Origin of the sequence: Marinobacter segnicrescens (assembly GCF_900111555.1) — a bacterium.
Lineage (GTDB): Bacteria > Pseudomonadota > Gammaproteobacteria > Pseudomonadales > Oleiphilaceae > Marinobacter > Marinobacter segnicrescens.
The window spans coordinates 190,603-202,657 of sequence record NZ_FOHZ01000005.1 but is presented as its reverse complement, the minus strand read 5'-3'; the positions used below and the strand labels follow the sequence as shown (position 1 = coordinate 202,657).

The 12,055-nt window shown below is 61.4% G+C and carries 14 protein-coding genes; 5 read left to right on the top strand and 9 right to left on the bottom strand.

Translation table 11 applies throughout. From position 1 onward, the window contains the following. Nucleotides 1–92: 92 nt before the first annotated feature. The 9 genes from BM036_RS07670 to BM036_RS07630 all read right to left on the bottom strand — a co-directional run bounded on the left by BM036_RS07670 (nucleotide 93) and on the right by BM036_RS07630 (nucleotide 8,342). The gene (locus tag BM036_RS07670) at nucleotides 93–809 is read right to left on the bottom strand and encodes a Crp/Fnr family transcriptional regulator (protein WP_091850142.1); all 717 of its coding nucleotides are present in this window, start codon (nucleotides 807–809) and stop codon (nucleotides 93–95) included. 120 nt (nucleotides 810–929) lie between these two features. Next, nucleotides 930–2,393 carry a cytochrome D1 domain-containing protein gene (locus tag BM036_RS07665; RefSeq protein WP_413774436.1) on the bottom strand — a complete coding sequence of 488 codons (1,464 nt, stop codon included), beginning with the start codon at nucleotides 2,391–2,393 and terminating at the stop codon, nucleotides 930–932. Between the two features lie 20 nt (nucleotides 2,394–2,413). Beyond that, nucleotides 2,414–3,277: a uroporphyrinogen-III C-methyltransferase gene (gene cobA, locus BM036_RS07660; RefSeq protein ID WP_091850138.1), complete on the bottom strand. Its 864-nt coding sequence runs from the start codon at nucleotides 3,275–3,277 to the stop codon at nucleotides 2,414–2,416. A gap of 11 nt (nucleotides 3,278–3,288) precedes the next feature. After that, entirely contained in the window at nucleotides 3,289–4,488 is a 1,200-nt protein-coding gene (nirJ, locus tag BM036_RS07655; RefSeq protein ID WP_091850136.1) for a heme d1 biosynthesis radical SAM protein NirJ, read from the bottom strand. 118 nt (nucleotides 4,489–4,606) lie between these two features. Further along, nucleotides 4,607–5,134, bottom strand: coding sequence for a siroheme decarboxylase subunit beta (ahbB, locus tag BM036_RS07650; protein ID WP_091850134.1), 528 nt, complete (start codon nucleotides 5,132–5,134; stop codon nucleotides 4,607–4,609). Further along, nucleotides 5,109–5,597 (bottom strand): Lrp/AsnC family transcriptional regulator, encoded by a 489-nt coding sequence (locus tag BM036_RS07645; RefSeq protein WP_091850132.1) that lies wholly within the window; start codon nucleotides 5,595–5,597, stop codon nucleotides 5,109–5,111. Before BM036_RS07645 ends, ahbB (BM036_RS07650) begins: the two co-directional genes overlap by 26 nt. Further along, nucleotides 5,581–6,099 (bottom strand): siroheme decarboxylase subunit beta, encoded by a 519-nt coding sequence (gene ahbB / locus BM036_RS07640; protein ID WP_091850203.1) that lies wholly within the window; start codon nucleotides 6,097–6,099, stop codon nucleotides 5,581–5,583. Before ahbB (BM036_RS07640) ends, BM036_RS07645 begins: the two co-directional genes overlap by 17 nt. A 23-nt stretch (nucleotides 6,100–6,122) precedes the next feature. Continuing rightward, nucleotides 6,123–6,587 carry an AsnC family transcriptional regulator gene (locus tag BM036_RS07635; RefSeq protein ID WP_091850130.1) on the bottom strand — a complete coding sequence of 155 codons (465 nt, stop codon included), beginning with the start codon at nucleotides 6,585–6,587 and terminating at the stop codon, nucleotides 6,123–6,125. Nucleotides 6,588–6,614: 27 nt separating this feature from the next. Next, nucleotides 6,615–8,342, bottom strand: coding sequence for a nitrite reductase (locus BM036_RS07630; RefSeq protein ID WP_091850128.1), 1,728 nt, complete (start codon nucleotides 8,340–8,342; stop codon nucleotides 6,615–6,617). Between the two features lie 215 nt (nucleotides 8,343–8,557). Here BM036_RS07630 and BM036_RS07625 point away from each other — a divergent pair, with 215 nt between their 5' ends. The 5 genes from BM036_RS07625 to BM036_RS07605 all read left to right on the top strand — a co-directional run bounded on the left by BM036_RS07625 (nucleotide 8,558) and on the right by BM036_RS07605 (nucleotide 12,037). Beyond that, nucleotides 8,558–8,914 carry a c-type cytochrome gene (locus tag BM036_RS07625; protein WP_245742521.1) on the top strand — a complete coding sequence of 119 codons (357 nt, stop codon included), beginning with the start codon at nucleotides 8,558–8,560 and terminating at the stop codon, nucleotides 8,912–8,914. 68 nt (nucleotides 8,915–8,982) lie between these two features. After that, on the top strand, nucleotides 8,983–10,158 hold the full coding sequence (locus tag BM036_RS07620; protein WP_413774435.1) for a cytochrome D1 domain-containing protein: 1,176 nt from the start codon (nucleotides 8,983–8,985) through the stop codon (nucleotides 10,156–10,158). A 28-nt stretch (nucleotides 10,159–10,186) separates the two neighbouring features. Continuing rightward, a complete protein-coding gene (locus BM036_RS07615; RefSeq protein WP_091850124.1) occupies nucleotides 10,187–10,912 on the top strand; it encodes a type 2 periplasmic-binding domain-containing protein in 726 nt (241 codons plus the stop codon). Further along, nucleotides 10,909–11,697, top strand: coding sequence for a CbbQ/NirQ/NorQ/GpvN family protein (locus BM036_RS07610; RefSeq protein ID WP_091850122.1), 789 nt, complete (start codon nucleotides 10,909–10,911; stop codon nucleotides 11,695–11,697). Before BM036_RS07615 ends, BM036_RS07610 begins: the two co-directional genes overlap by 4 nt. After that, nucleotides 11,663–12,037, top strand: a complete 375-nt coding sequence (locus BM036_RS07605) for a hypothetical protein (RefSeq protein WP_091850120.1) — start codon at nucleotides 11,663–11,665, stop codon at nucleotides 12,035–12,037. The genes BM036_RS07610 and BM036_RS07605 overlap by 35 nt, the downstream gene beginning before the upstream one ends. Nucleotides 12,038–12,055 lie beyond the last annotated feature (18 nt).

The window sequence follows — 12,055 nt, the reverse complement described above, 5'->3', positions numbered from 1 at the left end:
TTCTGCCTGGTGCCCAGGACCGGTTTCGTTGCTGGCTGATTAAAAAATGGTCAATTTCTACGGCGTGATCCAGGTCCGGATTCGTGGTCGGGTCACTTACCGGTTTTTGCGTTCTTGAGACGGGAGAAGGTGGCCGGCACCACGCCAAGCCAGGCCGCAAGCTGGTTATCGGGCACCCGTTGGACCAGTTCCGGGTATTCCTCCAGCAGCAGCTGGTAACGCTCCTTCGCTGGCATGGTTTGTTTGCGAAATTCCCGCATGCTGGTCAGTTCCGCCAGTTCTTCAGTGAGTGACAGGGCAAACCCCGCCCAGGCGCCTTCGCCCCGGGCGGTGACGGCAGAGCGAAAGGCCGGGAAGCTGGCCGTCCACAGGGTGCAGTTGGTGACCGTGGTCAGGCACAGGGTATTGCGGCGGGTACGCGTGCGACCGAAAACGGGCCATATCAGGTCACCTTCGGAGAAGAAGTGATGTACCGCGATGCGGCCGGACGGTGCCTCCCGGTAGAGTCGCATCACACCGTACTGGATCAGGTAGACCTGGCTCCAGGGTGCGTCGTGGACTTCCAGGGTGGTCTCCGGCTCCAGCTTGCGCTGCTGGAACAGGCCGGCCAGGTCCCCCAGAAAGCGGTTATCCGGGGATTCGCCGTGTTCGTGGTCCAGGCGCATACCAAACACCCGGCTCAAACTGTTGACCAGGGCAAGGGACGCCGGCGGCGCTGATTGGCGCAGGATCTCCGGGTGCAGGGAGTCCAGCAGGCAGGGTGACGACGCCGGGGCATCGTATCCGGTATCTTCGTAGCCTTCGCTCATGATGGGCACCAGACTCTGAGTGAATACTTTGCCATTATTCCACTATTCGCAATGCATGTTAAGGCGGGTGGCCTGATCGTCACGGAGTGGGGCCCTCCCGGCAGCAACGGGTCTCGCGAATCAGTGACTGGTGCCTTCCTCGTAGTGGATCTTGTTCCAGACATTGTACTTGCCGGAAGGCTTGTTCATGGGGATGCGCTTTTCTTCTTCCAGGGTGTCCGCATCATAGACGATGACTGCGCCGTCCTGGTCCCACACGCTGAGCAGCAGTTTTTCGCCGTACCGGTCAAATTCCACGTGGGCAGCGACTTTACCAGGCGCCGGCTGCAGGGTTTTGACGATCTCCAGGGCCTGCTTGTCGATGACGTGGACTTTGTCTTTGTTGGGGCCGAAGAACACGTCCACCCAGGCATAGCGGGAGTTTTCGTGGCTGCGCATGAAAAAGCCCGGCCCGGCGGTTTCCAGGGTCTTAATGACTTGCCAGTTGTCCATGTCGATGATGGATACGGCCGCCGCGCGGAAGTGGGGTGTTGCCATCACCCGCCGGCCTTCATATTCCCAGGTAATACCTGAGCCCAGATGGGGCATGCCGGGCAGGGGCAGGTCTGCCACGGTTTCACCGGTGTCCAGGTTGATCACCATGCCGTGCTTGCCATCCCGGGCGGCGCCGATCAGGTGGTCATAGCCCGGGTCAAAGAAAAAGTCGTCCAGCCAGGTGTCGGTCTGTATCCGTCGGACGCTGGCCATGCCGTTTACCACGGTGATCTCCCAGGCTTCGGGAATATCCTTCAGGGCTGCAATAAAGCTGTCGCGGGGCGGGGCGGTGTAGACGGCGCTCACCCGGGAAGTTTCGTCGCCGCTCGCCACGGGGAGAACCTCCAAAAGTTCGAGGTTGTCCGCATCAAACAACACCAGGGTGTGGGGCAGGTAGTTGGCTGCCATGACATAGTTGCCGTCGGCGGATACGGCGATGTTCCGCATGTTGATACCTGCCCGGACCTCGGCAGTGACCTTCAGGTTGTACAGATCGTATTTGGTGATCCAGCCATCCCGGGAACCGAAGTAGACAAAACGTCCGTCGGGGCTGTATTTAGGGCCGCCATGCAGTGCATACCGGCTGGCAAACCGGTGGATGGGCTCCATGGAATCGCCATCCAGCAGGGTGACGTGGTGGTCGCCGATTTCCACCACCAGGAACAGATTCATCATATCTGCGTCATAGGCGGGCTCGTCGGGCAGCGTCCCCGTCGGGTGGGGCAACAGATGGCTGTCGGTTATGTCTGTCTTTTCCCACGTCGGGTTAGTTGCCGGCGGCTGGTAGATATACTCGGCCAGGGCAGTGACGGAGGCTTCATCAAGTACATTCCCGAAGGCTGGCATCTGGGTGGCGGGCCGGCCATGCTGTATGGCTTCCTCGGCCTGGGGCTTCTTCAGGCGGGAGAGGTTCTCCGGTAACAGGGCCGGACCCATGCCGCCGAGTCGGTCCGCACCATGGCAGCTGGCGCAATGTTGCTGGTACAGGGTTTCGGCATCGGTTGCCGCGTGCAGAGTTGCGGGTAGCAGCAGGCTGGTCGCCAGCGCCAGCAGGGTTTTCTTGCCAGGACTCACGCCGGTCTGCCTCCTGCGGAAAGGGCCGGTTGCGGCGCGGGAGCATGGGTCCAGCCGCTACGGGCCGGCTGGGCCAGTGACGCTGCCAGTTTCACCACCTCACCAACGATGATAAGGGTGGGGGGCTGGAATCCTTCCCGGTTGATGGTCGTTTCAAGCCCTGAAAGGGTCGTTACCGCCATGTGCTGCTGCGGCGTGGTACCGCGCTCAACCAGCGCCACCGGACAAGTACCCGGCAAACCGTGGGCGGTCAGCTCCCGCACAATGGTGGGGGCGTTGTGCAGGCCCATGTAGAACACCCGGGTCTGGCCCGGGGCGGCCAGCACCTGCCAGTTCAGCTCCAGGGCCTGGTCAGACTTGCGGTGTCCGGTGACAAAGGTGACGCTCTGGGCATAGTCCCGGTGGGTCAGGGGAATGCCACAGTAAGACGCGCAACCGGCGGCGGAGGTAATGCCCGGAACCACCTGGAAGTCGATGTCGTTCTCCACCAGGAATTCGGCTTCTTCACCGCCCCGCCCGAAAATGTAGGGGTCGCCGCCCTTGAGGCGAACCACCCGGCGTTGGCGGACCGCCAGCTGTACCAGCAATTCGTTGGTTTCCTCCTGGGGGACGTAGTGGCAGCCGCTGGCCTTGCCCACATGAATCAACTCGGCCTTCGGGTTGACCAGTTCCATGATCTCGGGGGACACCAGCCGGTCGTAGACGACCGCATCTGCCTGCTGGATCAGCATCAGGGCCCGCAGGGTCAGCAGGCCCGGGTCACCGGGGCCTGCGCCGACAATGGCCACTTCCCCGACCCGCAAGGGCTGCTCCGCCAGCTGGAATTCCACCAGGCATTTCTTGTGTGGACGCTTGTTCATGGCGCGGTTCCTTACAGGTTATGGACCGGAATTTCGATGGCCTGGGCGGCCACGCGGCGGGGCAGATCATCGACCACACCGATTTCCTCGTTGGTGAGGTAGCAGCCGGGGTCTTCTTCCCAGAAATCCCCCGTTACGTTGTAGGCCCGCACCCGGGTGTTGCCGTTGCAGATGGCCAGGAACTTGCACTCAGCGCAGCGCCCCTTGACTGGGCGAGGGTGTTGGCGGAAGCCCTGCATCAGAGGATCCTGTGTCTCTGACCAGATTTGCGAGAAGGGCGTTTGCCGGACATTGCCCAGGTCGTGGTCCCACCAGAAGGTGTCCGGGTGCACCACGCCCAGGTTGTCGATATTGGAAATATTGACGCCTGAGGCATTGCCCCCCCAATTGGTGAGCCGCTGGGTGAGGGCATCCACCTGGTCCGGGTAGTGCTCCTTCGCCCATTCGATCAGGAAAGGGGCATCGGCGTCGTTGTTGCCGGTGACGTATTCCCGCTCAATGCCACGTCTGAGTTCGTCGTGGCAGTGATTGAACAGCAGGGTCATGGCGTCGCGGGTCATGTCGTACCAGGCGTCGCGCTTGCGGTTGCGGCCGCCGCGGCCGGAGTAGTTCAGGTGAGACAGGTAGAACTTGTCGATATCGTGCTCGTCGAGCATCTCCAGCATGGCCGGCAGCTCGGGGTAGTTGTCCTGGGTCAGGGTAAAGCGCAGCCCCACCTTGATGCCGGCCTGCTTGCACAGGGCCACCGCGTGCATGGACTCGCGGAAGGCGCCTTTTTTCTGGCGGAAGGTGTCGTGGGTCTGCTCCAGGCCATCAATGCTGATGCCCACATAGTCGTAGCCAACGGCGGCGATCCTGTCGATGTTCTCCTCGGTGATCAGGGTGCCATTGGTCGACAGGCCCACGTAGAAGCCCATCTGCTTGGCGCGATGGGAAATATCGAAGATATCCGGGCGCATCAGCGGTTCACCGCCGGACAGGATCAGTACCGGCACGCCGTAGGCCTTGAGATCGTCCATAACCGTATAGACTTCTTCCGTGCTCAGCTCCCCCTTGAAGTCAATGTCGGCAGAGATGGAGTAACAATGTTTGCAGGTCAGGTTGCAGCGCCGGATCAGGTTCCAGATCACCACCGGGGCGCGGGGCTTGGGCACCGGGCGCACCGGGGCGGGGTTCATCAGGCTCTTGATGTAACGGGTCATGCGGAACATGGTTTCTCTCTCTCATCAGGAGTGGCTTTCCTGCCTCTCCGGGCTGGCCCTTGCCGGCTCTGTGCCCGTTCACTATCGCCCCGGGGGCGTCGTGACTCCATACCTTTGATGGAGTACTTCAGGAGGTGGCCTTCTCTTTTCGCAGTCTTAATCCGGTCTTTTTCAGGATCGCGGAACTGTACAGAATGGTGTCTCCCGCCGAGGTCGCACCCAGCAGTTTGCGGATTTGTCCCGCCTTGGCTTCCACTTCGTCCCGACTGGTACCGTGCACCATGGCAAAGAGGTTGTAATTCCAGTAGGGCAAATGTCGCGGGCGCCGGTAACAGTGGCTGACAAAGGGTAATTCGCCCACTCGCTGGCCCATTTCCGCAATGGCATCGTCGCGCACGTCCCAAACGGTCATGCCGTTAAACCGGTAGCCCAGCTTGTAATGGTCCGGCACTGCGGCTACACGACGGATGGCACCGGTCTCCTGCATGCGCTGAAAACGGCTGAGCACATCCTCATGGTCCATGCCCAGTTGCTGGCCCAGGGCGCCCCAGGGATCGCTGACCAGGGGCAGGCCGGCCTGGGTGGCCAGCACCAGTTTCCGGTCCTGTTCATCCAGCGTGGAGCCGTTGTCAGACGGGGAAGTACAGGTGGACATGGAACTCTTCCTCTTTGGGCATGTTGTAGACCGGGTAGCCGGTGACCGCTTCGATATCGGCAATGACACGGTCGATGTCTTCGGGGGTTTCGGTGGCCAGTACAAACCACATGTTCAGGTCGTGTTCCCGGCGGTAGTTGTGGGCGACTTCATCCAGCTGATTCACTTGCCCGGTTACCCGGGCAAAGTCAGGTTCGGGGATTCGCATCGCGGCCAGGGTCAGCCCACCGCCCATTTCGCCGGCATGGAACATGGGGCCGAAGCGGGTCAGCACCTTTCGCTCAAGGAGGTCACGCAGGGTGTGCAGCAGATCGGTTTCGCTGATGCCCAGCTCCTTCGCTACGGCAGCAAACGGATAACGCACCAGCGGCAGGCCGCACTGCAGGCGGTTAATCACCGCCCGCTCAAGCCCGGTGAAAGTGCCCGGTGTGTCGGTCTCCGGTCGCTCAGTGACGGCCGACATAGCATGCTCCCCGTTGCCGGTAAGCCTTGGTACTGAACAGAACCGCGTGAGGGGTGTGCTGGAGGCCCTGGTCACCGATCAGGTTGTCCAGCTGGGCCAGCACCCGCGGTCGGTCGGTGCCGTGAATCATGCAGAACAGGTTGTAGGGCCAGTCCGGTAGTCGGCGGGGGCGCTGGTAGCACAGGGTAACGAACGGCATTCTGGCCATGGCCTGGCCGATAGCGTGAACCTGGTCGTCGGGGATGTCCCAGACCACCATGGCGTTGGCGGTGTACCCCAGGGTGCGGTGTTTCACCACAAGCCCCAGTCGCTTGATCAGGCCCTGTGCCTGCCATTGCCGGACCGCAGCCATGACTTCGTCTTCCGTCAGCCCTGAGCGGTCGGCCAGGGTCTGGTAAGGCTTTGGTGTCAGCGGGAGCCCCTTTTCCAGCTCCCGCCGCAGGCGCAGTAGTCCCCAGGCGCTGACAGGGCTACCGCCGGCTGCCTCGGGGGCGACGGCCAGGTATTCCGGTGAAGGTGACAGGATCACGGCAGCGCCTCCCAGTCGATCTCGAAGCCCAGGTCGATGTGGTAGCCCTCCACCATGGGGAGGCGCAGCATGGGAAGCCTGAGCTGTTGTTCCAGTTCGCCCAGTCGCTCTTCCAGGACGGTTTCGTCCGGTGCGGTCATGACAAACCAGAGATTGTAGGTGTGCTCCCGGGCGTAATTGTGGTTCACCCCCGGGGCACGGTTGATCCGGGCGGCCACCAGGTCCAGTTGTTGTTCCGGTGCCGCCACGGCAGCTAGCAGGCTTGCACCTGCCCGGCTGTGTTCAAAAACGGGTCCGACCCGGCTGACGACCTGGTGGTCCTGGAGTGACTGCAGCCGCCCGATCACCTCCTCTTCAGTAATGCCCAACTGCCGGGATACATCCAGGAAGGGCCGGTCACAGACGGGCAGGTCCCGCTGGTAGAGGTCGATCAGTTGTCTGTCAGTGGCATCCAGTTGCATGGGTTGTCTCCTCCGGGTCGGAACCGGTCAGTACACGTCGTGCTGGGTGTTGTAGACGTTAAACTTGCCAGTCGGTGTCACCAGCCGCTCATCGGTGATGACCTTCTTCAGCTCACGGGTCTTGTCGTCGACCACCACCAGGGCAGATTTCTTGTCCTGGGTGTTCCACACCGAGAACCAGACTTCATCACCCTTCACGTTGTACTCCGGCTGGACGACCCGCTTCGGGCCTTCACCCAGGTCCGCCCATTCGGCGATGGGCAGCACTTCGTAGCCGGCTTCGAGGTCGTTGATATCAAACACCGCAACGCTCTGGCTGATGGCTTCAGCCGGGTTCAGCGCGGTGTCGACCCAGAGGTTGCTGGATTCCGGGTGGGTTTTGATAAACAGCGAGCCACCGCCCTGACCGTCCAGGGTCCGTACCACTTTCCAGGCCTTGTCGGGGTGACCTTCCGGGTCCGTGCCGATCATCTGGATGGTGGGATCACCCAGGTGGCTGGTTGCCCAGACAGGGCCATGCTCCGGGTCCACGAAGTTGGCGCCACGACCGGGGTGGGGGATCTTGCCGACGTCGACGATGGCTTCCAGGTTACGGTCCTGGGAATCCACCACCGCAATCTGGTCCGAGTTGTTGGCGGCTGTCATGAAGTAACGCATGCTGGCGTCCCAGCCACCGTCGTGGAGGAAGCGGGCGGCATCGATGTTGGTGATGGAGAGGTTGTCCAGGTCCTCATAGTTCACCAGCATGATCTTGCCGGTTTCCTTCACGTTGACGATGAACTCAGGATGCTTGTGGGAGGCCACGATGGCGGCTACCCGTGGCTCGGGATGGTATTCCTGGGTGCCCACGGTCATGCCCCGGGTGCCGACAATCTTCTTCGGCTCCAGGGTCTGGCCGTCCATGATCACGAACTGGGGAGGCCAGTAGGTGCCGGCGATGGCCAGTTTGTCTTCCCAGCCCTTGTACTTGGAGGTTTCCACCGAGCGGGCCTCCATGCCAACCTTGATCTTGGCGACGGTGTCGGGCTCTTCCATCCACAGGTCGATCATGTTGACCAGGGCATCCCGGCCGATAACGAACACATAGCGACCGGATGCCGACATACGGGAGATATGCACGGCGTAGCCGGTGTCGATGATATGGGCGATTTCGTGGGTGTCGCCGTCAATCAGGGCCACCTGGCCTGCGTCCCGCAGGGTCACGCTGAACAGGTTTTCCAGGTTCAGGTCGTTCATCTGTTTGGTGGGGCGCTCCTCCGGCGGTATGACCACTTCCCAGGTGGCCTTCATCTCTTCCAGGCCGTACTCCGGGGGCTGGGGCGGTTCGTGCATGACGTACTTGGCCATCAGCTCCACTTCTTCCTCAGTGAAGTCACCGGAGGTCAGCCAGTTCGGCATGCCGGCGGGTGAGCCGTAACTGATAAAGGCCTTGAGGTAGTCGATACCTCGTTCCTGGGTGATGTCCGGCGTCAGTGGCTTGCCGGTCGCACCCTTGCGCAGAACGCCATGGCAGCCGGCGCAGCGTTCAAAGTAGATCTGCTTGGCCTGTTCGAACTCGGCGTCGGTCAGGTCGGGAGCACCCGGAGTGCGAACCACCTTGGCCGATCCCGGATCAATCGGGCTGGGTGTGCCCTCATAAGCCGTGGCGGCCGGGTCGTCAGGGTGTTTGGTGGCCTCATCGGCTGCCATGGCGCCAAACGACGCTACGGCAACCGCAAGTGCCAGTGGCTTGATAAACGGGTTGGTTACTCTCATCAGGTTCTCTCCTTGGATTAAAGAGTCCCTCTAGGTTTCGCCTGTTTGGCTGTATAAACATTGATCAATGTCAGGAGTTGAATGTTTGTGTGCGCACTACCCACAGGTGGGTATACCCAAAGAGTGCTGGTATAGGGCCCGGCTTTTAACCATGATCAAGGATGTGTTTTTACCTGGTTGTCACGATGCCATTGACGACCGGAAAGGAGTGGGACTTGGACAAATCATCAGGCAGAACCTGGCTGGGGTGGATGGCGGTTGCTGCAATCACGGGGCTTTTTGTCGCACCGGCCTACGGGGAAGGTAACGGTAACGTTATCGATGAAGCTGAGCTGGCCAACATGGTTATCCAGGACTGTGGCTCCTGCCACGGGCTGAAGTTGAAGGGTGGCCTTGGTCCGCCATTATTGCCTGAAAACGTTGATCGCCTGCCGGAGGAGGCCATAGCTGCGATTATCCGGGAAGGCGTCCCGGGTACCGCCATGCCGCCCTGGAAAGCGCTGCTGACCACCGAGGAGATTCGCTGGGTCAGTGAACAGCTCAAATCCGGCAGCCTGATAACACCCGAATGATCCCTCTGAAGGAAGGATTCGCCATGAGTTTCAACATAATTGCCACGCCCTTCCGACTTTCCCTTGTTTTGGTGGTGTTGTTTTCACTGGCCGGCTGTCAGTCGCTGTCCGGCAAGTCGGAACAGGCCGGGCTGATGGGCACGGGCGATCTGGGACTGATTATCGAGCGGGCCTCAGGCTCGGTACTGGTGGTCAACACCACCCGCCATGATGTGCTGGGCCGGGTAGAGGGTCTGGGGGATTTGTCCCACGCTTCGGTGGTCTACTCCCGGGATGCCCGCTACGGCTATGTATTCGGTCGGGATGGCGGACTGACCAAGGTCGATCTGCTGACCGGTGCTATAGCGGACCGGGTGATCCAGTCTGGCAACAGCATTGGTGGTGCCATATCCCAGGACGGCCGCTACGTGGCGGTATCCAACTACGAGCCCGGTGGCGTGAAGGTGTTCGACAGTGAGACCCTGGAGCTGGTGGCGGATATCCCGGCTACCTGGACCAACGAACAGGGTGAGACTGCCCGGTCCAAGACCGTCGGCCTGGTGGATGCACCGGGTAACCAGTTTGTGTTCAGCCTGTTTGACGCGGGCGAAATCTGGACCCTGGGCATTGTTGACGGTGAACCTGAGGTCAGCCGCTATCCGGCTGGAAAGGCGCCCTATGACGCCCTGATCACTCCGGATGGTCGCTATTACATTGCCGGTCTGTTTGGTGAGGATGGCCTCTCCATGCTGGATTTGTGGGAGCCGGAAGCCGGCGTAACCGAGATCCTGCCGGGCTACGGCAAGGGTGAGCAGCAGCTCCCGGTTTACAAGATGCCCCACCTGGAAGGCTGGGCCATTGCCGACGGTCGCGCCTTCGTGCCGGCGGTAGGCCACCACCAGGTGCTGGTGGCTGATATGAACGACTGGTCGCTGGTGGACCGGATCCCTGTGCAGGGCCAGCCGGTCTTCGTGATGGCCAGCCCGGACAACCGCCAGATCTGGGTGAGCTTTGCCCACCCGAAGAACGATGTGGTACAGGTGATTGACTCCAGCACCCGTGAAATTGTCCGCACCCTGGAGCCCGGCAAGGCAGTGCTGCACATGGAGTTCACGCCACGGGGCGAGGAAGTGTGGGTGTCCGCCCGGGACAGCAACCGGGTGACCGTATACAACACCCGCACCCTTGAGCCGGTAGCGGAGCTGAACGCGGAAAAACCCAGTGGTATTTTCTTCACCAGCCGTGCCCATACGCTTGGGTTGTAAGGTGGTACAAACCGCCCCGGCAGTGGTAATGGCGACTGCCTTCAGCGTTCTGGCTGCACCTGTCCATTCCGAAACAGGGGTGGTGGTTATCAGTATCGAGTCTGACGGGCGTGTTTCCGAAGTGTCCCGTCGCCGCCTTGAAGGCTATCTGCAAGCACAAGGCTGTAGGGCGCAGGTCCGGTTTAACGGGGATGATCCGGCGACGGCGCTGGTATTCCGATCGGGTGTGGCGGCCAGTGGGGCCCCCGTGCTGGTGGCGGTCAGCCGCGACGGTGGCCTGCCGGTGCCGGCCTGGATCACTCGCCGGACAGCAGGCGTTAAGGCTATTGGCGAACTGCTGGGCCGGGACCTGTCCACGGTGGCTGGTGGAGACCCGGTGGGGGCTGAACTGCCGCTGGCTGCACTGCGACAGGCGGGTGTTGTACCTGAAACCGGGCAGCTCTACGAGGCTGGCGACTACAGCTCGGCTTTGGGGCTGTTGCTTCATAACAACACCCACGCGTCCGTTTCGGAGCTGGGTTTTGTTCGGCCGTTGCTGGAAAAGAATGACCTGGTCATAACCTGGGCCGGCGAGCCGCTTACCGCCGCCGGCTGGTATCGCGAAACTGGCTGGACAAGCGATGCAGGGACCTGCGAGCAGGCCCTGTCCCGATGGCAGCGCGGAGACGACCGACAGGCCTTTGCGGCCTTTCCCGAATGGGTGAATGGCTTTGCCTGGCCCGACAGTCTGAACTCAGAGGACAGTAACCAATGACGTTTTACCAACCGGTCGGTAACGAGATCGAACTCTTCCAGGCAGCCGCCGACAACAGCCTGCCGGTACTGATCAAGGGGCCTACCGGCTGCGGCAAGACCCGCTTTGTGCGCTACATGGCGGAGCAGCTGGGGCGCCCGGTGTATACGGTTGCCTGCCATGATGACCTGACCGCGGCCGACCTGGTGGGACGCCACCTGATTGGTCCGGAAGGCACCTACTGGCAGGACGGACCACTGACACGGGCCGTACGTGAGGGTGGCATCTGCTACCTTGATGAGGTGGTGGAAGCCCGCAAGGACACCACCGTGGTGTTGCACCCGCTGGCGGATGACCGCCGGGAGCTGCCTATCGAGCGCACGGGAGAAGTGCTGACGGCCGCGCCGGGCTTTATGCTGGTGGTGTCATACAATCCCGGGTATCAAAGCCTGCTCAAGGGTATGAAACCCAGTACCCGGCAGCGTTTCGTGTCCCTGAGCTTTGATTATCCGGAGGCGGAAGCGGAGCAGTCGATCGTCATGGAAGAATCCGGTTGTGACCGGGAGCTTGCCGGTCACCTGGTGAACCTGGCCCAATCGGTGCGAAACCTGAAGGACCATGATCTGGAAGAGGCGGCGTCAACCCGTTTGCTGATTCATACGGCCCGGCTGGTGAAGGCTGGTGTACCGGTGACGGAGGCGTGCCGCGCCGGGATGATTGAGCCCTTGTCCGACGATGAAGCAACCGTCAGCGCACTTATGGAGGTGGTGTATGCCGTATTCGGGAGGCCAGGCGAAGGTCAGTAATGGCGCTGTGGTGCCGGTCATCTGGTATCTGCTGAACCTGCTGGCGCTGCCGGTTATCGGGTTTGCGGTGCTGGTTTGGCTGTACCTGCGTTCGGCGGATATGCCGGCGCTGCGCCGGGCCCATGTGCGGGCCGCCTTCTATATGTCGATTCTTGGGGCGCTCCTGATTTTCAGTGGTGTGGCCGGGTTCTGGCTGGCTTTCGGTCATACCGGGAATTTCTGGACCGGGGCGATTGTGTGGGCCATCGTGCTGCATACCAGCTTTGTTTTGTGGGGGATGATTGCCCTGGCCCAGGCTATCGGGGAGAAGCCGCCTTATTTTCCCAAGCGGCTTGTTTGAGCCCGTGACTGCACTGGT

Coding starts and splice junctions, on each gene's coding strand:
- BM036_RS07670 (WP_091850142.1), bottom strand. CDS start 809: ATGAGCGAAGGCTACGAAGATACCGGATACGATGCCCCGGCGTCGTCA.
- cobA (WP_091850138.1), bottom strand. CDS start 3,277: ATGAACAAGCGTCCACACAAGAAATGCCTGGTGGAATTCCAGCTGGCG.
- nirJ (WP_091850136.1), bottom strand. CDS start 4,488: ATGTTCCGCATGACCCGTTACATCAAGAGCCTGATGAACCCCGCCCCG.
- ahbB (WP_091850134.1), bottom strand. CDS start 5,134: ATGTCCACCTGTACTTCCCCGTCTGACAACGGCTCCACGCTGGATGAA.
- BM036_RS07645 (WP_091850132.1), bottom strand. CDS start 5,597: ATGTCGGCCGTCACTGAGCGACCGGAGACCGACACACCGGGCACTTTC.
- BM036_RS07635 (WP_091850130.1), bottom strand. CDS start 6,587: ATGCAACTGGATGCCACTGACAGACAACTGATCGACCTCTACCAGCGG.
- BM036_RS07630 (WP_091850128.1), bottom strand. CDS start 8,342: ATGAGAGTAACCAACCCGTTTATCAAGCCACTGGCACTTGCGGTTGCC.
- BM036_RS07615 (WP_091850124.1), top strand. CDS start 10,187: ATGGCGACTGCCTTCAGCGTTCTGGCTGCACCTGTCCATTCCGAAACA.
- BM036_RS07610 (WP_091850122.1), top strand. CDS start 10,909: ATGACGTTTTACCAACCGGTCGGTAACGAGATCGAACTCTTCCAGGCA.
- BM036_RS07605 (WP_091850120.1), top strand. CDS start 11,663: ATGCCGTATTCGGGAGGCCAGGCGAAGGTCAGTAATGGCGCTGTGGTG.